Source organism: Flavobacterium sp. CSZ (assembly GCF_015350725.1).
Taxonomy (GTDB): domain Bacteria; phylum Bacteroidota; class Bacteroidia; order Flavobacteriales; family Flavobacteriaceae; genus Flavobacterium.
Genome location: NZ_JADKPQ010000001.1, coordinates 366,944 through 389,273, shown reverse-complemented (window position 1 = coordinate 389,273; position 22,330 = coordinate 366,944). Strand labels below are relative to the sequence as shown.

Annotated in this window: 10 protein-coding genes; 6 read left to right on the top strand and 4 right to left on the bottom strand. The window is 37.5% G+C overall.

The genetic code is table 11. The annotated features are described in order from the left end of the window. Window positions 1-47 precede the first annotated feature (47 nt). Window positions 48-1,853 (bottom strand): alpha/beta hydrolase fold domain-containing protein, encoded by a 1,806-nt coding sequence (locus IRZ78_RS01625; protein WP_194614858.1) that lies wholly within the window; start codon window positions 1,851-1,853, stop codon window positions 48-50. Further along, entirely contained in the window at window positions 1,837-4,803 is a 2,967-nt protein-coding gene (locus IRZ78_RS01620; RefSeq protein ID WP_194614857.1) for a sugar-binding domain-containing protein, read from the bottom strand. Before IRZ78_RS01620 ends, IRZ78_RS01625 begins: the two co-directional genes overlap by 17 nt. 421 nt (window positions 4,804-5,224) lie before the next feature. Here IRZ78_RS01620 and IRZ78_RS01615 point away from each other — a divergent pair, with 421 nt between their 5' ends. From IRZ78_RS01615 to IRZ78_RS01590, 6 genes are all read left to right on the top strand, one after another. After that, entirely contained in the window at window positions 5,225-8,377 is a 3,153-nt protein-coding gene (locus tag IRZ78_RS01615; RefSeq protein WP_194614856.1) for a TonB-dependent receptor, read from the top strand. A gap of 47 nt (window positions 8,378-8,424) precedes the next feature. Then, the gene (locus IRZ78_RS01610) at window positions 8,425-10,521 is read left to right on the top strand and encodes a RagB/SusD family nutrient uptake outer membrane protein (protein WP_194614855.1); all 2,097 of its coding nucleotides are present in this window, start codon (window positions 8,425-8,427) and stop codon (window positions 10,519-10,521) included. A 272-nt stretch (window positions 10,522-10,793) separates the two neighbouring features. Further along, on the top strand, window positions 10,794-11,816 hold the full coding sequence (locus IRZ78_RS01605) for a family 43 glycosylhydrolase (protein WP_194614854.1): 1,023 nt from the start codon (window positions 10,794-10,796) through the stop codon (window positions 11,814-11,816). 125 nt (window positions 11,817-11,941) lie between these two features. Then, complete coding sequence (locus tag IRZ78_RS01600) at window positions 11,942-13,276, top strand: glycoside hydrolase family 88 protein (RefSeq protein ID WP_194614853.1); 1,335 nt, start codon at window positions 11,942-11,944, stop codon at window positions 13,274-13,276. A gap of 233 nt (window positions 13,277-13,509) precedes the next feature. Next, window positions 13,510-14,850 (top strand): hypothetical protein, encoded by a 1,341-nt coding sequence (locus IRZ78_RS01595; RefSeq protein WP_194614852.1) that lies wholly within the window; start codon window positions 13,510-13,512, stop codon window positions 14,848-14,850. 355 nt (window positions 14,851-15,205) lie between these two features. Then, window positions 15,206-17,644, top strand: a complete 2,439-nt coding sequence (locus IRZ78_RS01590; RefSeq protein ID WP_194614851.1) for a glycosyl hydrolase 115 family protein — start codon at window positions 15,206-15,208, stop codon at window positions 17,642-17,644. Window positions 17,645-17,829: 185 nt separating this feature from the next. On the opposite strand, the gene IRZ78_RS01585 is transcribed toward IRZ78_RS01590, so the two are convergent. Continuing rightward, window positions 17,830-20,685 (bottom strand): glycoside hydrolase family 2 TIM barrel-domain containing protein, encoded by a 2,856-nt coding sequence (locus IRZ78_RS01585; RefSeq protein WP_194614850.1) that lies wholly within the window; start codon window positions 20,683-20,685, stop codon window positions 17,830-17,832. 24 nt (window positions 20,686-20,709) lie between these two features. After that, window positions 20,710-22,041, bottom strand: a complete 1,332-nt coding sequence (locus IRZ78_RS01580; protein WP_194614849.1) for a rhamnogalacturonan acetylesterase — start codon at window positions 22,039-22,041, stop codon at window positions 20,710-20,712. Window positions 22,042-22,330 lie beyond the last annotated feature (289 nt).

The following is a 22,330-nucleotide window of genomic DNA, read 5'->3' as shown; positions in this document are numbered from 1 at the left end:
ATAAATAATTATGTCAGATGTATATTTTTTTTATATAAAAGAGAACTTTATTCTTTCTTCAAATTCATAATCTCTTCAGCTGAAACTTTTATCACCGTGCCGTGGCGAGTTCCCGAAGGAAAACTAACCTGATCCGAAATATCCTGCCAGCCTTTTGAAGTTTGTTTTACAGCACCATATTTCTTCAGCGTATATTTGTCAAAATACACCACCCATTGATTGTCTATTTGAATTGCAGTTGGTCCTTCTGACCAATAATTTCCTGTAATAGGTTCGCTGGCTTTGCTGTAAGGACCTGTCAGATTTTTACTGAAAGCAGTTTTTAAATTTTTCTGCACCGGATTGCGCGTTTCATCTTTAAGATACATCACATATCCCTGATCCTGTTTTACGATCGAGGCATCGATAACATTAAAACCCGGTTCGTACAATAATTTTGTTTTTTCAAACTTTTTAAAATCCTTGGTAGTCGTGTAATAAATTCTGTGATTGTATCCTTTTTCTTCATCGGATTTCGTTTCCGGAAACTTTCCGTCAATTGTCGAAGCCCAATAAATCATATAGGTTTTATTTTTTTCATCGAAAGTAATTTCGGGAGCCCAGGTATTTCTTGTTTTTTCCTCGTGTGCCATTACAGGAATAAATTCCTGTTTCGACCAATGAATTAAATCTTTTGATGAAGCGTAACCAATTCCTTTATCTGTCCAGCTTACCGTCCAGACCATATGATACAATCCGTCACCGCCTTTTATAACGCAGGGATCTCTCATCAATTTATCTTTGCCAACCTCAGGCGTTAAAAACGAAGTATCATTTTTTAAAGCATTCCATTGATAACCATCTTCGCTGTAGGCCAGATGCAGGCCGTCTTCGCCATTTCCTTTAAAATAAGTAAAGACATACCCATCGGCTTTTAGCGTATAATTATTGGCGTTAAGCCATTTTTCACAAGCTTTTGGCCAGGTTGCATTCGTTCCTTTTACGCCTAAACCAAAACCGTGACCGCCGTTTTCATACAAATGCATTTCTGCCGAAACCTTTTCTTTCTTTAAAGTTAAATAATAATTAATGCTGTTTTCTACAGGAACGTCCTTATCATCAGTGGCATGAACCAAAAAAGCTTTGGGCGTTGCAGTATTTATTTGTTTTTCATTCGAATATTTTTCTATGGCTTCGCTGCTGGTATTTTTGCCAAGTAAATTATCCCTTGAACCTCCGTGCGTGATTCCGTTTTGCATGGAAATAACAGGATAAATTAAAATAGAAAAATTAGGTTTTGCACTTGTAGTATCAGTTGGCGTGTAGACTTTATCATTATAATGCGTGCTCAATGTCGCTGCCAGATGCCCTCCGGCGGAGAAACCCATAATCCCGATTTTGTTGGGGTTCAGTTTCCATTTCACAGCATTTCGGCGTACCAGTCTTACCGCTTCCTGAGCATCCTGCAAAGGCCCAACGGTTTTATTTTTCATGATCATATCACTTGGTAATCTGTATTTTAAAACAAAAGCATTAATCCCTAAACTATTGAACCATTCTGCTACTTTATAACCTTCTTTATTAATGGCCAGCATACCATAGCCACCGCCGGGACAAATAATAACAGAAGTTCCGTTTGATTTTTCAGGTGCAGCAAAATAGGCGGTAAGGGTAGGCAAAGTAACCATTCGGACACCTTCTGAAATGTCGCCTTTTCTGTCTGTTACTTCAGCATATCCGGTTGCCTGAATCTCATCAGGAATTTTATCCCATAACGGAATATCTTTTTTTTGTGCAAATGATGCAATACTCATCCAAAAGGATATAAAAAGGTATAAGGCTTTTAGCGTTCTCAAATTATTTAATTTTCTCATAAAATTCTATTTCAACAATACGTAATTGTCCGGTTGCATCTACTGATGTTTTATCTTTATATAAATCTAGTTCTTTTGTGGTATCTACTTCGACAATTTTAGAAAAAATATCTTTTTCTTTGCTTGCGCCAATCAATTCAATAGTGATCTTTTCAGCAAGAACAGGCTTCAGTGCAATAGTAATATAACCCAAACTTTGAGTTGTATTGCCTTTAAAAACCTCTTTACCATCGGCCAAAATACAAATAGGATATATTTTGGTTCTCCAGCCCGTCATTTTAACCACGCATTCGTTTACCACACTTGGTTTAGAAAGCGTGTAGGTTATCGATCCTGTATTGCTGTTTCCGTCATTTCGCCATTCGGTCAATTCATTGTCATCATAACTTTTATAAGTCTCATTATTATTCGATGGCGAAACAGCGTTCAGGATATTTAAGGCAATTCTTTTTTGCGTATAAGAAGGTGTTTTTGGCGTTGGTCCGCGCTCCAGATTCGAAGGAAGATTTATTCCTGGCAGTTCTTTCGAAATTGCGTTTGTAACCGTTATAGGCTTTGTTTCGAAAGTAAGTTCGGCTTCTTTTAGTCCTTTCGCATAAGCGGTAATCTTTATTTTTCCGGCTTTCGCCAAAGATTGAATCATGACTCTGTTGACGCCATTTTCGACCGGTATTTCCTTTGAAAGAATATAATTGTTAGGCCCTTGTGCAATTCCTCCAAGCCAGTTAGCAGGACCATCAACATGAAAACTGATCAAATCATTACTGATCGGGCAACGGTTACCATTTTTGTCCACTACTTCAACATCAATCAGAGCCACATCGGCACCATCAGCCAGTATTCCCTGAGGTTGAGTATGTAATTTTAATTGAATTGATGCTGGTTCGTCAGCCGTTATTTTAGAATCTTCACTTAAAATAATTCCTTTTTCATCATAACCAATGGCTTTAATTGTTCCTGATTGCCAGACTATATTTTCGAAAGTAAACAAGAATTCACTGCTTTGTTTTCCAAAACCCTGCGAAACACCATTCACAAATAATTCTACTTTAGAAGCTGTCGAAACTATGTAAATGTTTTTGACAACTTTATCGGTATAATTCCAGTGTCCCATAATATGAGTGCGGCGTTTTTCGATATCTACCCAGCCATCCCACATGACCTGATGTGCCCAATAACCATCTTTTGGAATACGCATGGCATCGACTTCGCCGCTTGTTCTGTAATTTTGTTCACCACGATGGTGCGTATTCGAATCTGAAAATATGATATTCACGCCACCGGAATTCACTCTTTTTCCGGTTCCGGGTCTTTCCCTGTAATAATCACACCAGCGTATAATATTTTCGATAGCATGACGATCCTGATTGTGATTGTAATCCTGAGCAGGATTGCCGCGATACAAAGGACCGTCGCCTTCTTTATGAAACGGAGGAGAGAATTCATCCCAATATTTGCGTAAACCTTCATCTCTTGAATATTCCGTTGCCCACAAAGGTTTTCTGGCGCTTTTATTAATATAAAGCATTTCTCCGCCATATTCCGCTTCCTGACTGTCCAGCATTTCACGGGAACCAATCGCACGTCCTCCATAAGGATCATAGGTATCCCTGAGGCTTTTCATTTCATGCATATGCGCTTCACTTATCGATTCATTGCCGCTTTCATAAAAAATAATACTCGGATTGTTTCGGTTATAAATAATAGCATCGCGCATCAGGTTTACCCGTTGTTTCCAGGTATCGCCCTGCGCATCTTTTTCGGCGTCACCTGCAGGCATTGCCTGTAGTAATCCAACTCTGTCGCAGGATTCAATATCCTGTTTCCAGGGCGTTACGTGCATCCATCGAATCAGGTTTCCGTTGCCTTCAACAATGAGTTTATTGCTAAAATCGCTCAACCACGGCGGAATCGACATACCAATTGCAGGCCATTCGTTACTTGTTCTCTGTGCATATCCTTTTACCTGAAGTACTCTATCATTCAACCAAAATTGACCTTCCCTAAAATCGGTTTTTCTGAACCCCGTTTTAGTCGAAACTTCATCAGTAATTTTTCCATCCACTTTCAAAATGGTTTTTACCGTATACAAATAACCGTATCCCCAACTCCAGAAATGCAAATTTTCAACTAGTTTATTGGCTTTAATAATTTTAGTTTCATTAGGCAAAATAGTAGTTTTTTCACCAGAGTAATAAGCGATTTGTTTACCATCGATATCTTCAATTACCAATTCGTATTCCACTGTTTTGGCCGTATTGAATTCATTGCGAATTTGGGTTTCGGCATTTATTACAGCGCTTGAAGCGGCAATATCAATTTTAGAAGGATAAATATAAACGCCCGTAGTTTTTAGAAAAGAATAGAGGGGAAGCGTCTGGTATAATTTACTCGTAATATGCAAAAAGACGTTTTTTGGAATCCCGCCATAATTAGCATTAAAATTAATATTGTTCCATTGGTAAGCTGCTCCGGTAGCTTTCTCTTTGTATTTCCAGTCATTATCAATTCGAAGCGCAATAGTATTTTCTGACGGATAAGGTTTCATCAAATCAGAAATATCAAACCCAAAAGCCATCACTCCATTTTCATGAAGTCCCACTTTTTGTCCGTTTACATAAATTTCTCCCGCTTGACGGATGCCTTCAAATTCAATAAAAATTTTATTGTCCTTAATTCCTTTAGGTAATTTGAACTTTTTGCGGTACCAGACAATTCCTGTGGTGAGATGTTCGATATCTTTTTCAAAAGCTTCTTCCTGATTGTAAGCGTGTGGCAGCGTTACTTTTTTCCATGAATTATCATTAAAATTTACAGCCGCGGCATCTTTAAAATCTCCGGTTTTTAGTTTCCAACCCGCATTAAAATTGAATTTTTCCCTCTTAAATTCCTGAGAGAATAGAACAGAATTAAACAGGAGTATAGTAAAATATATAAAAGCCTTCTTCATTGCGATTGTTTATTTATAATATTTTGAACCAGTTAGAACACTAATTCAATTCAAACTTTTCAAAATCTGAAAAATTACTAAAGTAAAAGTAGAAGCATAGAGTCAAATTGCCATCCTGTAGCATCCTGTTTAGAGAATTAAATACGCAGTAAATTGTAGTCTTTGTTTTTCAATCCATAATTTTTTATAGAAATAAATAGGAATAGTAAAAAAATAAATAATTATTTTTTTTGATATGATATTTCAGCGTGATCCTGTTTAAATACTGGTTGTAAATCAAGCTGTTGTGGATTTTTTCTGTTAAGATAAATACAAAAAATAATATAAGATATTGAAAGCTAACAGGATACTACAGGATACAGAGCATGGAGGTTCTCGATAAATTTGGATTAACTAAATAATTAACCAAATTTTAACTTTTATGAAAAACAAGCTTAATTTTTTGCTGATTTTTGCTCTGTTTGCCTTATTGCATACTACAGCTTATTCGCAAAACAAAGTGGTTAAAGGAACGATCACGGATGTATCTGGTTTACCAATACCGGGTGCAAATGTGCTTGTTAAAGGAACCAAGACAGGAACTACCACTGATTTTGATGGCAAGTTTTCTGTAAATGCAACTCAGGGCCAGGTGTTGGTTTTTTCTTCAACAGGTTCTAAAACTCAGGAAATAACAGTTGGTACAAATTCAGAAATCAATGTAAAACTTGCAGATGATATAGCACAACTTAATGAAGTGGTTGTAGTAGGTTACGGTACGCAGAAGAAATCTGATGTAACAGGAGCAGTTGCAAGTGTAAGTGCAGAACAATTAATGAACAGGCCTGTTGCTAATGCACTTGAGGCATTACAGGGAAAAGCTGCCGGAGTTGATATTACCAGCAACGAGCGTCCGGGATCTATCGGTACAGTACGTATTCGTGGTACGCGTTCGTTAACAGCAAGTAATAATCCTCTTTATGTTGTAGATGGAGTTCCTTTGTTGTCTGATTCATCAATTGAAACGCTGAATCCAAGAGATATCGCGTCTATCGATGTACTTAAAGATGCATCTGCGACTGCTATTTATGGTTCAAGAGGTGCAAACGGAGTTATCATTGTGACGACTAAACAAGGAAAATCCGGGGTTTTTAGTTTAAACTATGCAGGAACATTAACGGCTTCTCAAGTTGTAGATCGTGCTCCTTCAATGAATGCAGCTGATTTTATTCAGTTCAGACGCTGGGCGGCATATAATCTTAATTCTACAACTTATGCGCATCCGGACTCTCCGACTTATGCAAATGATAAATTAATTTTTGACAGTGCATTAGACGGTCAGACATCAAGAGATAATGTTTTAAAGGGATGGCAAAGCGGTACCTGGGATGCTTCTAAAGTAACCAATACAGACTGGGTTGATCTTGTAACACAAGCAGGAATCAGTAAAGAACACGTTTTAAGCGCCAGTGGTGGATCTGAAAAAGTGAATGCTTATGGATCACTTGGATACCTGGATCAGGAAGGAACTCAAAAAGGACAATGGTACAAACGTTATACTGCCAAATTGAGTACCAATATTAATCCGGTAGAATGGTTTAAATTCAATGCTTCGTTAAATGCTTCATGGAGTGAGCAGGATTTTGGTATGTCGACCCTACAAGCAAGAAGCGGAACAGCGCCTAATGCAATTTTAGGAGCAGCTAAAAGTATTTATAACATTGCAGTTCCTTATGATGCAAATGGTAAATTGATTATTAACCCGGGAGGTGAGTCAGCTGTATATACAGTGATGGACGAATGGGATAAAAGCACGCAAAGATCACAGACATTGCGTCTTTTAGGTAATTTTTCTGCAACAATTGACTTAGGTAAATTGGCCTCGCCTTTGGAAGGGCTTAGTTATAAAATAAATTTTGGACCAGATTTCCGCCATTGGAGAGAAGGTGTTTATGTTGATGGAACTTCATCACTTAAAATCAATGCTGATGGAAGTGCGGGCGTAAATTATGCGCGTCTGCAAAACCGTAGAGATCTTTCGTGGACTTTAGACAATATGATTACTTATGACCGTACTTTTGCGGCTAAGCATAAAATAGGAGCGACCCTGCTTCAGACAGCTTCATCATGGAATGTTGAAAATTCTTCTATGAATGCCAATAATATCCCAAACAAATCTTTTTTATGGAATGCAATGGGAACAGTCGATCTTACCAATCCGGCTAATAATGGCCGTATGAGTTCAGGTCTTACAGAACGTCAGTTAAGTTCTTATATGATCCGTGCGAACTATGGTTACGACAATCGTTATTTATTGACAATGTCAGGTCGTTGGGATGGTGCTTCGCAATTGGCAGAAGGGTATAAGTGGGATTTCTTTCCTTCAGCTGCTTTAGCATGGAGAATTAACAATGAAGAATTCCTAAAAGGTGTAAACTGGATTGAAAATCTTAAGCTTCGTTTAGGATTTGGTACAACGGGTAACTCATCTGTAGATCCTTATAAAACAAAAGGACTTGTATCTTCTATCTATCTTCCGTTCAATGGTATGAGCAATCAGATTGGTTATACTACAAATGAGCCTTATTATACAGATACTCAATTGTCATTGGCTAATAAAGCACTTGGATGGGAAAAAACCACACAATATAATCTAGGTATCGATTTTAGTTTCTTTAAAAATAGAGTAAGTGGGGCTATCGATGTTTATCAATCCTATACAAATGATTTATTAATGGCGGTAAAAATCCCTACGCTCACAGGTTTTCCTTCGACTTTTGCAAATGTGGGTAAAACAAGTAATCGTGGTGTAGAGGTAACGCTTAATTTAATTCCGATTCAGACAAGTGGCGGATTTACCTGGGAAACAAATTTAAATGCGGCTTGGCAGAAAGATGAAATTGAGGAATTAGCCTATGGTAAAAATGATATGCCGGATAATACATGGTTTATAGGCGAGCAAATTGCTGTTCGTTATGGTTATGATAATTTAGGTTTATGGCAAAATACGCCGGAAGATCTTGCTGAAATGGCTAAATGGGGTACGAGTTACAACTTTACTCCTGGAAATGTACGTCCGAAAGATCAAAATGGTGACTACAAAATGGATGCTGCAGACCGTGTAGTACTGGGTAACAGTAATCCAACCTGGACAATGGGATGGAACAATAACTTTACCTACAAAGGAATTGAGTTGGGAATCAATATTTACGGACGTGCGGGTTATTTAACCGAGAAAGTCGAAGAAGCTCTAACAGCACATAGTAATCAAAGAGAAATTGATTATTGGAGACCGGACAACACAGATGCTCAATATCAAAAACCTATTTTGGGTCAGGCATCATCAGGATCAGCAGATAAATTTTCCGGACTTCTTGGTTTTCCAAAAGCATCTTTTGTAAAAATTCGTAATATTTCATTAGGATATAATTTCTCCAGAGATTTTACAAAAAATATTGGTTTATCAAACTTTAAACTTTATGTGCAGGCAGTAAATCCGGGTAATATTTACCAATCATTAGACTTTTATGACTTAGATACAAACTCAACCTATTCTAATCGAAGTTTCGTTATGGGTCTTGAAGTTGGATTTTAAAAATAATGTGTTGTAACGGAACTAAGTATAACAAAAAAAGTAAAAAAATGAATAATATAAAAAATATAGGAATAGGACTTTTGATAATGGTAGGATTATCAATTTCCTCTTGTTCGAAAGACTTTCTTGACGAAGAGCAGAATAGCCAGTATTCGACTGATTATTTCGAAACATCAGAAGGTCTTCAAGCCCTGACAGTATCACTTTATGGAAATATAAGATGGCATTTTGGGTTTGAATGGTCTTATGCTAATACATTGTACGGAACGGATGAGTTTACCAATGCAAACGATCTGACCAACGAAATGTGGAACACTTACGACAACCGTTTTGGACCAATTGGCGCTACAGCATCTACAGGTGCAGCAAACGGAAACGCAACAAATCCTGCAGCACTTTGGGATGAAATGTATTACGGAATTGCTTCTTGTAATACCATTATTGCCAATGCAGAAAAAATTGATGACATCGCTATTCGTAATCGCTGTCTGGCACATGCTTATTTTTTACGTGGCTATAACTATTATCGTCTTACCGCTCAATATGGTGGCGTTGTACTGCAAACTGTACCGGCAACTGGTGTTGTTCGTAATTTTACACGTTCTACCGAAGAACAATGTTGGGAGCAGGTAATATCAGATTTACGTAATTCTTATAATCTTTTTGCAGGTGAAGTTTTTACTTATGGAAAAGGAATTACATGGACAAAAGCCACGGCTGCGCATTTCCTTGCAAAAGCATTATTATTCCGCGCCTCAGAACGCAATGACAAATGGAATTCAGCTTACAAAGCAAAAGATCTTGATGAAGCAATTCAGGCTTGTAGTTATGCTATTTCTGCCCGTGGACCATTAACGAATAATTACAGTGATCTTTATGCCAACTGGACAGGAATTGACTGCCCGAATGAGCAATTAAGCGAAATTTTAATGGCGGCGGGACACAACGGAGATGCTGCAACAGTTGGTCGTTTCGGAAACCGTACTTATAGCTATTTTGCCCCGCAATTTTCAAGTTTCTCAGGCGGATGGGTAAAACGTGGTGTCTGGATTGGAAGTATGGACTTTCAACGTTGCCGTCCAACTGAATATGCTTATGCAGTTTACGATCACGTAAATGATGCGCGTATGTGGAAAACGTTTAGGACTGTTTATGGAGCCAATACAGTAGTAACTGCAAATGCAGGAGTAAAAATTGGAGATCCTGGTATTGTAATGATATTAAATACTAAAGATGACAATACATATAACGGTGCTAAATTTGGGGCAAGTGTTCAGGCTCCGACATGGACAGATGCAAACGGCCGTTTACCGGAATGGACAACAGGAAAAAGACAAACTGCTACAGCAGGAACTTTGGCAGCGGTTGCAGGACAATATGTTCCTAACTCTTCGGTATTGTACCAAAACGGAAATTACGTAGCACCTACATTCAAAAATCAGCCAATTTGTAATTTCTTTGCCGGAATCAATAAAACAGAAGATGGTTCAAGAACTGCCGAGAGAGGAGATGCACACCGTGATGTAATTATGGCACGTCTTGCAGAAACGTATCTTGTACGCGCAGAATGTTATGCCCGTTTGCAGCAATATGGTAATGCAATGCAGGATATCAACGTGATTAGAGCAAGAGCACAATGGAAAAGCGGTGAAAACAGATCTTACTATAACGACGGTTCTCAGGCATTTAAAGCAAATGCTTTGAATACAGGAACTGCAGCGACAAACTTTGCGGCTTCAAATTTAGATATGAACACGTATTATTTATCTAATCCAACAATACCGGTTACCACTGCGGCATCAGATTTAAGATTAACATCATTTCCTGCTAACCTGCCAGCAGAAGATGAGGCGATTATTGCTAAAGTAGGAGCTGCAAGTGACTACGAACGTGCATTAAACTTTATCCTTAACGAATATACACGTGAATTACTAGGAGAATGGCAGCGTTGGGAAACGCTTTCCCGTACAGGAATGTTAATCAAACGTGCAAAAGCATTCAATGCAGAAGCAGCACCTAATATTACTGCCAATAAACACGAACTTCGCCCTATTCCGCAATCATTTATTGATGGATTGCTGAATGATGATGGTTCTAATTTATCAGATGCCCAAAAGAAAGAATGGCAGAATCCTGGATACTAATATCTTTTAAATTTTTGTTTTTGAAACCGTCTCAAAAAAGAGACGGTTTTTTTAGGATGTATCTTTTTGTAATCTTTTAAGCAGGAAAGCGCAGGATACCAATACCGTCTGAATGTTTTAATTTTAAAGTCTATCATTCAATATTTTTTTTATTGTAATTAATTGAATTGTAGTAGATATAGTAGAAAACACTTCAATTAATAATTTAATTATTAATAGTGGGTCAAAAAGATACAATTAGTCTCGTTTAAGTATAAAATTAAATAGAAAAAATGTCAGGAATCAACCTCAAATGTCTCTTGTTAAACCTTGTAATACTGCTTTTTTCTCTTTCTGTTTTCTCTCAAAAGGATGCAGAAAAAGAGAAATCTCATATTGCAGCCAAACCTTTATACCGGGATCCTGTTTTTGACGGAGCCGCCGATCCCACCATTATTTGGAACAATAAAGAAAAGAAATGGTTCATGTTCTACACCAATCGAAGAGCAAAAGATACCACAGCCAAAGGAATAACCTGGGTACACGGAACCCGAATTGGTGTTGCTGAATCTACAGATGGTGCAAATTGGAAATACAGAGATACCTGCAACATCAATTATAAAATTAAAGATGTAACACATTGGGCACCAGATGTAATTCAGTACAAAAACCTGTGTCATATGTATTTAACGATAGTGCCGGGGATTTTTAACGATTGGTACCATCCGCGAACCATAATTCATCTGACCAGTAAAAATTTAATCGACTGGAAATTCGAATCTCAATTGAAACTGGCTTCGGACAGATGTATTGATGCTTCTGTTTTTAAATTGCCAAACGGTTCGTGGAGAATGTTTTATAACAACGAAAACGACGGGAAATCAATTTATTGTGCAGATAGTAAAGACCTCTATAATTGGGTGGATAGGGGAAAGAAAATTGTAAAAGACAGGGGCGAAGGTCCAAAAGTATTTCAGTGGAAGGGAAAAAACTGGATGATTTCGGATTCATGGCGAGGGCTCAATGTATATTCTTCAGATGATTTCCTGAATTGGAAGCGTCAGGAAAAAAACATCCTTCAAATTCCCGGAACAGGAGAAGATGATAAAGTAATTGGTGGGCATCCCGATGTTATTGTGAATAACGACAGAGCCTATATTTTTTATTTTGCGCACCCCGGAAGAACACCGGAAAATAAAGGTATTGATAGTTATGAAACCAAGAGAAGTTCTATACAAGTGGCGGAGTTAGAATACATAAATGGAGAAATCGTCTGTAATAGAGATCGGTCAGTTTATATTAATCTTAAACATTAATTAAAATTATTTAAATGTCTTATTTTTAATTAATTATATATTTATGATAGAAATTATCTATTGAAGTAAATCATTAAAAAAAAAAGTTTTAAAATTGAATTTTCACCTTAAATAAAAAAACAAATATGAACTATAACCTAACCAAAATTATAACCGTTTTCGCAATCGGAATCTGTACCAATATAATTGCCCAGACAAACGATGTAACGGCACCATTGCATTTAATGAAACCCGATTACATAACACCATATGTTATTCCGGAGAAAAACAATATCGAAAGCGTATTGAGCAGGGTTTATACTTTTCTCGAAGAAAATACAGCTTCAAAAGCGATTTATGTAAGCGATAATTCAGAAGTAAAAGATTTTAAAAAAGCGAAAGGAAAAATTGCATTTTCTCCCGGTGCTTTTAGATTGACTAGTTACGAATGGGGCGTTACCTATGCCGGAATGCTTTTGGCAGCCGATGCTACAGAAAAAAAAAAATATGCAGAATACGCCAATAAACGCTTAAAATTAATCGTAGACATTGCTGCCAATTATAAAACAGAAAATATCAAAGATTCCCCGGTTCACAGCGTTTTACAGCCAAAAGCTTTAGACGATGCGGGTGCTTTATGTGCAGCTTTTATAAAAGCAAAAAAGAAAGATCCAAATGCCGCTTATGATCCTGTTATCAATAATTTCATTCAATACATCAGTGAAAAAGAACATCGCTTAAAAGACGGAACCCTGGCAAGAAACCGCCCGCAGGACAATTCGCTTTGGTTAGACGATATGTTTATGAGCGTTCCCGCTTTGGCTCAAATGGGAAATTATACCGGCGATGTCAAATATTTTGATGATGCTGTGAAGCAAGTCAATCAGTTTTCTCAGCGAATGTTCAACTCTCAAAACGGACTTTATATGCACGGCTGGGTGGAAGCGATGCAGGTGCATCCACAGTTTCATTGGGCAAGAGCAAATGGCTGGGCAATAATGACAATGGTCGAATTACTTGAAGTATTGCCTAAAGATCATCCGGGATATCCTCAGGTTTTATCCCAACTGCAAAAGCACATTGCCGGATTATTGCAATATCAGGATGGTACTGGTTTTTGGCATCAGTTAATCGATCGAAATGATACGTATTTAGAAACTTCGGCGACAGCCATTTATGCCTATTCAATTGCCAGAGCAATCAATCGCGGTTACGTTGACAAACTGGCTTATACGCCTGCAGTTCTACTAGCGTGGAATGCAGTAGCTTCAAAAGTAAATGCAAAAGGCCAGGTCGAAGGAACCTGTGTAGGAACCGGAATGGGTTTTGACCCCTCTTTCTATTATTACCGTCCCATAAATTTATATGCCGCTCACGGTTACGGCCCTGTTTTATTGGCTGGAGCGGAAATGATTTTATTACTAAAAAACAATCAGTTCGAAATCAATGACAGCTCGATACAATTGAAGGTTAGGAGTTAGGAGTTGTGAATTATGAGTTATGAATTATAAGTTATGAATTATGAATTTTTGATATACTTTGACGATTAATCGTCAAAGTATATCAAAAAAACTTAGCAACTTAATCAAATAAAATAGATAAAGTAATTCAAAAAACTTTGCGCTTCCGCGCCTTTGCGAGATTAATAGACAAAGTAATAAATAAAAAAAAACTTAGCGACTTAGTGCCTTAGCGGCAAATAAATCAACAGTATATGAAATTAAAACCAATAATAAACACACTTTTCCTGTTATGCACAATAACAGCCTTCAGCCAGATTGGAAAACGATTCCCCTCTGAAAAAAAGATCATAAAAGATCCCGTAACAGGTCAGGAATTAATTTTCTTAACCACAACATCAGCGGGCGATTCTAAAACTTACCCAACACATCCGCAATGGACATCTGATGGGGAATGGCTTATTTTCAGAACCAAAAGAGCTAATGGAGAAGCCGTGGCAGTAAATGAAAAATCAGGTGTAATGGTTCAGGTTACAGAAGGCGGTTATACCGGAACGTTGTGCATGGCGCAAAAGTCGATGAAATTGTATTTTATGCGTAAAGCACTGCAAGATAAAATGCAGATTATGGTAGTCAATCTGGCCGATGTTTTTAAAGATAGTCAGACCGGAAAAATGAAATCCGTTGCAGCCTATGAACGAGTCTGCGGTACAGCAAGTCCAGAAATGGGTGCTTCGGGAGATATGGCTTTGGATGCAGATGAAGAAAAGGTTTATTTTAGAATAGGAAAAGAAGAAGCCGCAAAATATCTGGACCCCAATATTAAAATCGAAAAGAGTTTTGGTCCCAGAAATATGGGTGCAGGACCAGGCGGAATTAGCAGTATGAATTTAAAAACAGGCGAATTTAAACATGTGATTTCCGTGCCTTTTCAGGTAGGACATATCCAGTCGAACGTATGGAGTCCCGGCGAACTGGTTTTTTGCTGGGAAACGGGCGGAAAATCACCTCAAAGAACGTGGACGGTCATGGCCGACGCATCGGGGTTAAGACCTTTATATCCAGAATCCGATTATGAATGGGTAACGCATGAAGCTGTAATTTCTAAAGATGAGGTGGCAATGGCGATCATGGGACATCGGAAAATTGATATCCATAAAGAAAAACCGGTAGAAGTTACAGACAGCAATGAAGTACGTAATCCTGAAAATCCCGGACAGGAAAGCAATTGGGGAAATTCAGGAACGCGAGAAAAACCAACTGGTCTGGCCATTGTAAATCTCAGAACAAGAGAAATGATTATTGCCGGACAAACCAAAAGCGGCAGCGGTTTATGGCACGTACACGGTTCATCAGACGGAAGATGGGCGGTAGGCGATGATTTCTCAAGAAGTTTGTATTTAATTGATCGAAAAACAAACGAAATGATGATGCTTACCACAGGCCACAAAGAAACCGCAGCAGACCACATTCACCCAACTTTCAACAGAGACGGAACAAAAATTCAGATTCAGTCGGCGATGCTTTCTAAAGATAATCGTACCATGAATATTTGTATTGTAAATGTGCCTAAAGATTGGTTAAAAAGGTTTTAGAAAGGTTCAAAGGTTCAAAGGTTCAAAGGTTCAGAGGAACAAAGGAACAAAGGAACAAAGGAAAAAAGGGAATCGTAGAGGCGCACTGCAGTGCGTCTTCTCGTGAACCATAATAATCTCGCAAAGGCGCAAAGTTTTGATAGCCTCCAGCTTTAGCTGGAGGTAAAATAAGCTAAAAGTGATTGGCTTTAGCCAAATAGAATTTTAAGTAAAAAACTTTGCGACTCTGCGCCTTTGCGCGATTAATTAACCCAGTAAAGAAAAAAACTTAGTGCCTTAGCACCTTTGCGACAAAAAAAACAACGTAAATCCGCCAAATCCGTTCCATCCGGGGGCCATTTTAAAATAATTCAAAATGAAGAAAATAGCAGCATTAATTTTCACGATCGCGACTTTAAGTTCTTATAGCCAGAAAAAAGACTTAGATGAATTCTCTATTGTAGATTCCAATGCAACAACAACCATTTATATCGATAAAAATACCGATCCCCTGATTATTTGGGCCGTAAATGAACTGGCGGATGATGTCAAAGAACTAACCGGAAAACGACCGGAAATTAGCACAGCAAGCACAATTTCTAAAAAAGGTATTTATATCGGGCAGGTTTCTTCCTCTCTTTTTAAATCGAAAACAACTCAGAAAGAACTTTTAAATCAATGGGAAAAATTTTCCATCAAAAAAGAGAAAGACAATCTTTTAGTGGCGGGATCAGATGTGAGAGGAACCGTGTATGCTATTTTTGAAATAACAGAACGAATGGGCGTTTCTCCCTGGAAATGGTGGGCAGATGTTCATTCGATCAAAAAAGAAACTCTAACATTTCAACTTCCCCGAAAGGGAATCATTGCATCGCCCTCTGTACAATATCGCGGTATTTTTTTAAACGATGAAGACTGGGGATTACAGCCCTGGGCAGCCAAAACTTTCGAAAAAGAAACAGGAGACATTGGTCCTAAAACCTACGAAAAGATATTTCAACTGTTATTGCGCTTAAAAGCCAATACAATTTGGCCTGCGATGCATCCTTCTACAAAAGGTTTTTTTACTATTCCGGGAAATAAGGAGACAGCCCAAAAATACCATATCGTTATAGGATCCTCTCATGCAGAACCTATGCTTCGCAATAATGTAGACGAATGGAAACCAAAAATTCATGGTGATTATAATTATTTCACCAATAAAACACAGGTCGATAAATACTGGCAGGATCGTTTAGACGAATTAAAACTGGCTCAGAACGAAACCATTATGACATTGGGCATGCGAGGCGTTCATGACAGTAAAATGGAAGGCGCTAAAGATTTGGCAGAATCTATTGCCATGGTTGAAAAAATCATTGTCAATCAGCGTGAAATGCTTTCGACTACTTTCAAAAAGCCTTTGGCAGACATTCCGCAGGCATTTGTTCCGTACAAGGAAGTTTTGGAATTATACGATAACGGACTTAAAATTCCTGATGACATAACTTTGGTCTGGCCTGATGATAATTACGGCTATATTCGGCGTTTGAGCAATACTGAAGAGCAAAAAAGATCGGGTGGAAGCGGTGTGTATTATCATATTAGTTATTGGGGCAGACCTCACGATTATCTTTGGTTGAGTACAACACAGCCCGGTTTGATCTGGTACGAAATGACGAAAGCTTTTGAGAATGGTGCCAAAAAAATGTGGATTGTAAATGTGGGGGATATTAAACCGGCAGAATATGTTACCGAACTTTTTCTGGATTTGGCATGGAATATTAATAGCATCAAATCAGACGGACTTAACCAGTATTTGAAAGATTGGATTTCAAGGGAATTTACTTCTGAAATTGCAAGTGATTTGAGTGTTGTTTTCGAGGAATATTACCGCCTGGCATTACTCAGAAAACCGGAATATATGGGATGGAGCCAAACTGAGCCGACAACGCCTGTAAAACTTTCTGATTTTTCGGCAGAAGAATCCCTGAACAGAATAAAAGTTTATGATAATTTGATTCGAAAAGTAGATAGTTTAGCAGCTTTTGTTCCGGCACAAAGAAAAGACGCATGGTTTCAGTTGGTGGTATATCCGGTAAAAGGGGCGGCTTACATGAACCATAAATTTTTATATTGGAACTTGGAGGCCACAACTTCAGATGAAAATCAAAAGCATAAATATGAAGTGTTAGCTTCAGAGGCCTATCAGAAAATCCAGGAACTAACGGATTTTTATAATACCAAATTGAGTGATGGCAAGTGGAATCATATGATGTCGATGCATCCCCGAAATCTGCCGGTTTTTGATTCGGTTAAAAAGAATCTTTTTTCGAAAAAAACTTCGATTAAAACAGACAGAATTTATATTCACGCCAATCAGTTTAGTGCTAAAGAAGATACAAAAGAATACCAATGGAAAACCATTAACGGTTTAGGATACAGCAATAATGCGATCACTTTATTTCCGTTTGATCAGCATGTTTTTATAAATAAAAAACCGTTTGTTTCGTACGAATTTGACATTGATGAACCAGATAATTATACCATCGAAGTCCGTTTATTGCCCACGCACGCCAATAATTTCGATCATCAAATAGGAATACAAATGGATAAAAATGCATTTCAGTTTTTTAAGATCAATACAAAAGACAGGGAAAATGCCTGGAAAGAAAATGTGTTGCGAAACAGCGTCATTGTAAAGCTTCCCGTTTCGAATCTTTCGAAAGGAAAACATACCGTTACAATAGAAGTGAATCAAACGGGAATTGTGCTGGATCAATTGGCGGTGTATAAAACAGCTGAAGGGAGTAGTTATGAGATACCTTTTAAATGAGTTATGAGTTACGTGATTTGAAATAGTATCAAGATTTAAACGCAAAGATTCGCAAAGGTTTACGCAAAGTACGCTAAGATTTTTTACTTGTTTTTTGTTTAGAAAAAAGTCCGCAAAGCTGTATGTTCATACAGCTTTGCGGACTTTGCGTTTGTATAAAATCCTAAAAGTAAAAAACCTTCTAGCTAGTTTCTAAAATCAAACCATAGATTCATTTTAATACCATCATCTCCGCTTTTGATACGAATGTTGGTTGGCTGACTTTGAGGCCCTTGTTGTTCTAAAGGTTTAAAATCTCTCATGGCCGGAATTTCATACATAAACGAAATATCACCTTCTGGAAATGCAGGTTGAGGATAACTTCCCGGGAAAGCATTTTTAGGTAAATCCGGTGTAAATAATCTTAGGAATAAATTATCTGACTCACTAAAAACTTTAAAGGATGAAGCTCCGGCTTTGAGGTTCGCACCTAATAAATTGGCGTGATATCCTTTGAATTCCGGATAAATAAGATTCTCAAAACTTTCGCCCGTAATGGTATTGTTGTACTCTTTCTCCCAAATACCGTAAGTTGTTCCTTTAATTCTATTTTTCCAAACATGATACGGACCTCTTCCAAACCATTTAATGCCTGTAACTTCTTTTTCAGGAAAACTAAAAGTGATTCCGAAAGAGTTGATTTTATCTTCAAAAAAAGCACCGTCGAAACCATCGCCGCCTGAAGCATTTTTTAAAGCCACTAATTCCATTTTAAATCTTCCGTCCGGTTCCATGATCCATTTTATAGAGGATAATCCGCCTGAATAATTGACTTTACAAACGGCTTTATCACCTTCCTGAGAGATCTGAATGTCTTTTAATTTGGCTTTCATGCCAATTGGGCGAGGACCATTGGTAAGCGGAATAGTTGCTGTTTTGTTTTTAATCGTTACAATCTCTCCGCTTGCAGCATCTATAGTAACCCTTACATCATTTCCTTTTAAAGTAATTTCGTTGCCTGTTTTAGTTCCTGATGCTTTGGCTTTTATGTCCTTAACGGCTAAAAATTTATCAGCATAAAATTTCGCTTTGTGAATAGGCCAAGTCCAGGTATAAATTTCTTTATTGAACTGATCGTAAGCAGTTATCGATAAAATATCTCCTTCGGCAAAATTGCTAGGAACGGCGAATTGAATCTTACGTGTTTCTCCCGGATCAATACTTGGAATTTCAATTTTACCGCCACTAATTTCTTTGGCAATACCATTAGTATAAAGCACGTCGTTATCTGATTTTAAAACTTTAAATTCCATTTTGCAGGAATTCAAATTACTGAAAAGATAATCGTTGGTAATCAAAAAAGATCCGTCAAAAGCCTCTGTAACTTGTTTAGGATGAAACTGAATAGGCGCCCAAACTTCTTTTACGGTATAATAACTTCCTTCTCTTTCACGATGTGGTCCCAGAATTCCATCAGCAGCAAGCGAACCTTTCGAATCAAATTTTACATCGCCCGTCCAGTCAGAGCGTTTTACGGCCTCATCGAGCATTGCCCACATAAATCCACCGGCAAACAACGGACTTTCTTTATAACGGTTCCAGAAGTCTTCAAGAGCAGCTCCGTGTCCGTTATCGTAAGTTCCGTGCATAAATTCCGTAGGGAAAAAGACATTTTCTCCGGAATTAAAACGGTGCATTCCCGTTAAATAAGTAGGGTAATGGTGTGTATCCCAACCATTAAAATCGGCCCAAGGATGAATCACAATTCTTTTCTGCGGATCATTATCAGCAAAAACTTTATCTACATCATAGTTCCAGCCGCCTTCGTTACCATTGTCCCAAATAATTACCGACGGATGATTAACATCACGCGTCACCATTTCTTTGACCAGTTTTGTACCGGTCTCTGTATCGTATGAGTTTTGCCATCCCGCCAATTCATTCAAAACAAAAAGGCCTAACGAATCGCAAACTGCCAGAAAGTGATCGTCCGGCGGATAATGACCGCGAACCGCATTCATATTCATGTCTTTCAATAATTTACCGTCCAATTCGCTGATACGTTTGCTCGTGCTTCGTCCTCCTTCCGGCCAGAAAGAATGACGATTGATTCCTTTCATGATAATTTTAGTCCCGTTTACATAAATTCCGTCCTGTTTTTTAAACTCCAAAGTTCTAAAACCAATTCGTTTATTGTATTGATGAAGAACAGTTCCGTTTTGTTTTAAAACCAATTCCAGATTATATAAATTAGGATTTTCAGGATCCCACGGTTTAATGTTGTTCCATCTTGCAGCAATGGTTTCTTTAGTGCTTTTTGCTTTTACCGGAAAAGTAAAAGTTTGAAAACTCTCTCCATTCAAACCTTTTAGCGAAGCTTCCAGAATAGTGTTTTTAGGAATGTTTTTCAAATTTAGATCCACCGTTATAGAACCGTCCATTTTTGGGTTTACGGCAATATTTTCGATATGGGATTTTGGCGAAACTTCCAGCCAAACCGGACGGTAAATACCTCCAAACAACCACCAGTCGGCTCTTCTTTCAGCAGCATTAACAGATTTATTGGCAGAATGTTTCCAGACATGTACTTCCAGAATATTCTTAGCACCAAATTTTAGTAGCGATGAAATATCATATTTAAATTCATAAAAACCTCCCTGATGAATTGCTCCGGCCAGTTTTCCGTTTACTTTTACTTCGGTATCGGTCATGGCGCCGCCAAAAGCAATTACAACGTCTTTTTCTTTATAATTCGCAGGAACTTCAAATTCATATTTATATAAACCTTCTTCTTTGCTTGGTTCTTTTTGGTTCAGTTCTTTGTACCATCTTCCGTAGGTATATTCGCCAAAACCTTCTAATTCCCATTGCGACGGAACATTTATTTTAGACCAGACTTTACTGTTATTTCCGCCGGTACAATAAAAATCCCATTGTACAGGATTTTCAAAATCTTTTCCGGAGAGATAGACTTTATCTGTTTGCTGCGCCGTACTATTTTGGGCTATAAAAAGCGTAAAAGCAATAATACTAAACTTTTGAATGGTGTTTTTGAGCATCATAATTGGTTTGAATTCTTGGGTTGGTTAGTTGCCATCTGGTTTCATAATTTCGAAACGAGCACTCATAGGAAGTGTCCAGCTGGAAATAAAATTGGGTTTATTAGGATTGTAGTCCAGAGTTTCTTTTTTTATTTGTTTTTGTAACGGAATGTCAAGTTCGCGAATTCCCTTAAGAACGCAAAGTGCAATTTCGTTGGCTCCAAAACTATTAAAATGAGTATTGTCGTCCAGTGCTTTTTCCTGTCCCGGAAAAGTATTGGCAGGATATTGTACAAAAGCTTTTCGTGAAACTTCGTCGCCCCAGGCTTCGTACAATGTAGTGGTCATTTTGGTAATATCGATAATAGCAATGTTATTTCTTTGAGCCACAGCGCGCATCGCAGCAGGAAATTCGCCATGGGTTTCTTTTAAAGTGCCATTTTCATTAAAAAATCGGCGTTGAGTTGGCGTTACCAAAACCGGAATCGCTCCTTTATCTTTGGCCGATTGAACAAATTCTGTCAATAAATCCGAGTAGGATCCCCAGGCTCCATTTCCTTCGCCTTTGATTTTTTCGTCATTATGTCCAAATTCCACAAACAAATAATCTCCTTTCTTAATTTGCGAAAGTATCTTTTTTAAACGATTTGCTCCTTTAAAAGAACTCAGCGAAGATCCTGAATATGCATAATTGGCCACCACAACAGTATCATCAAAGTAATTGGTAATAAATTGTCCCCACGATGCCCAGGGCTCTACATCCTGATCTGTAACCGTCGAATCTCCTGCAAGATACACCACAGTTAGATGATCTTTTGGAGTGATTTTTATACTCTGAATCGTAACTTCTCCCAAAAATTCAAGGGTCAGTTTATCATCCCAATTAAAAATTTCTTTTTCTCTGTCTTTCAGGCTGATATTTGTTTTGTCATCGATTTTAATGCTTCTTACATTCACATTAAAAGTTTTGGTTACTTTTTGTCCTTTTTGTATGGTGAATTCCCTCAACATTAATCTTCGTGATTCTGCTTTTATGGTAACATTTGATGGACTATTAGAACTTCCTAAAACTATTTCAATCTGATAATTGCCTTCAGGAACTTTTACCAAAAAGTAAGTGGGTTTGGTGGTGGAAAAAGAATTGGAGTTGATGTTGACATTCGAAGCTGAATTAGAATCAAATCCATAACCTAAACTTGAATTATAAGATATGGCATTCTTAATTACGGTTCCTTTTAAAGTTTTTGCAGCAGTACCAAAATAAAACAATAAAGATTTTGCATCCTTATCATAAGCTGTCGAATTTACTTTTGGCTGCAGGGCAAATAAAAAAGCCGGTATGCAAAAACAAAATAGGAGTGTTCTGATTTTTATCAATTTTTCAGGATTTTAATTTATTTGATTTTCAAATCTAAAATTTCTGTTTCGATAAAGTATCCTGTACTATGATGTTAAAAAGAAATTATGAAATCGATTATTATAATGACTGTTCTTGAAATATCCTTTTGTAATTTGATTGTTTATTTAATGAAATCTTTAATATAAAATTGATCAATAAGAAAGGATAGTACAGGACAGTTTTCTTTTTTTGATTGTATTATTTTACAAAAGCAAATTACAAAGGATAATTGCTGATGTATAAATGTATGTTGTTGAAAATGATATT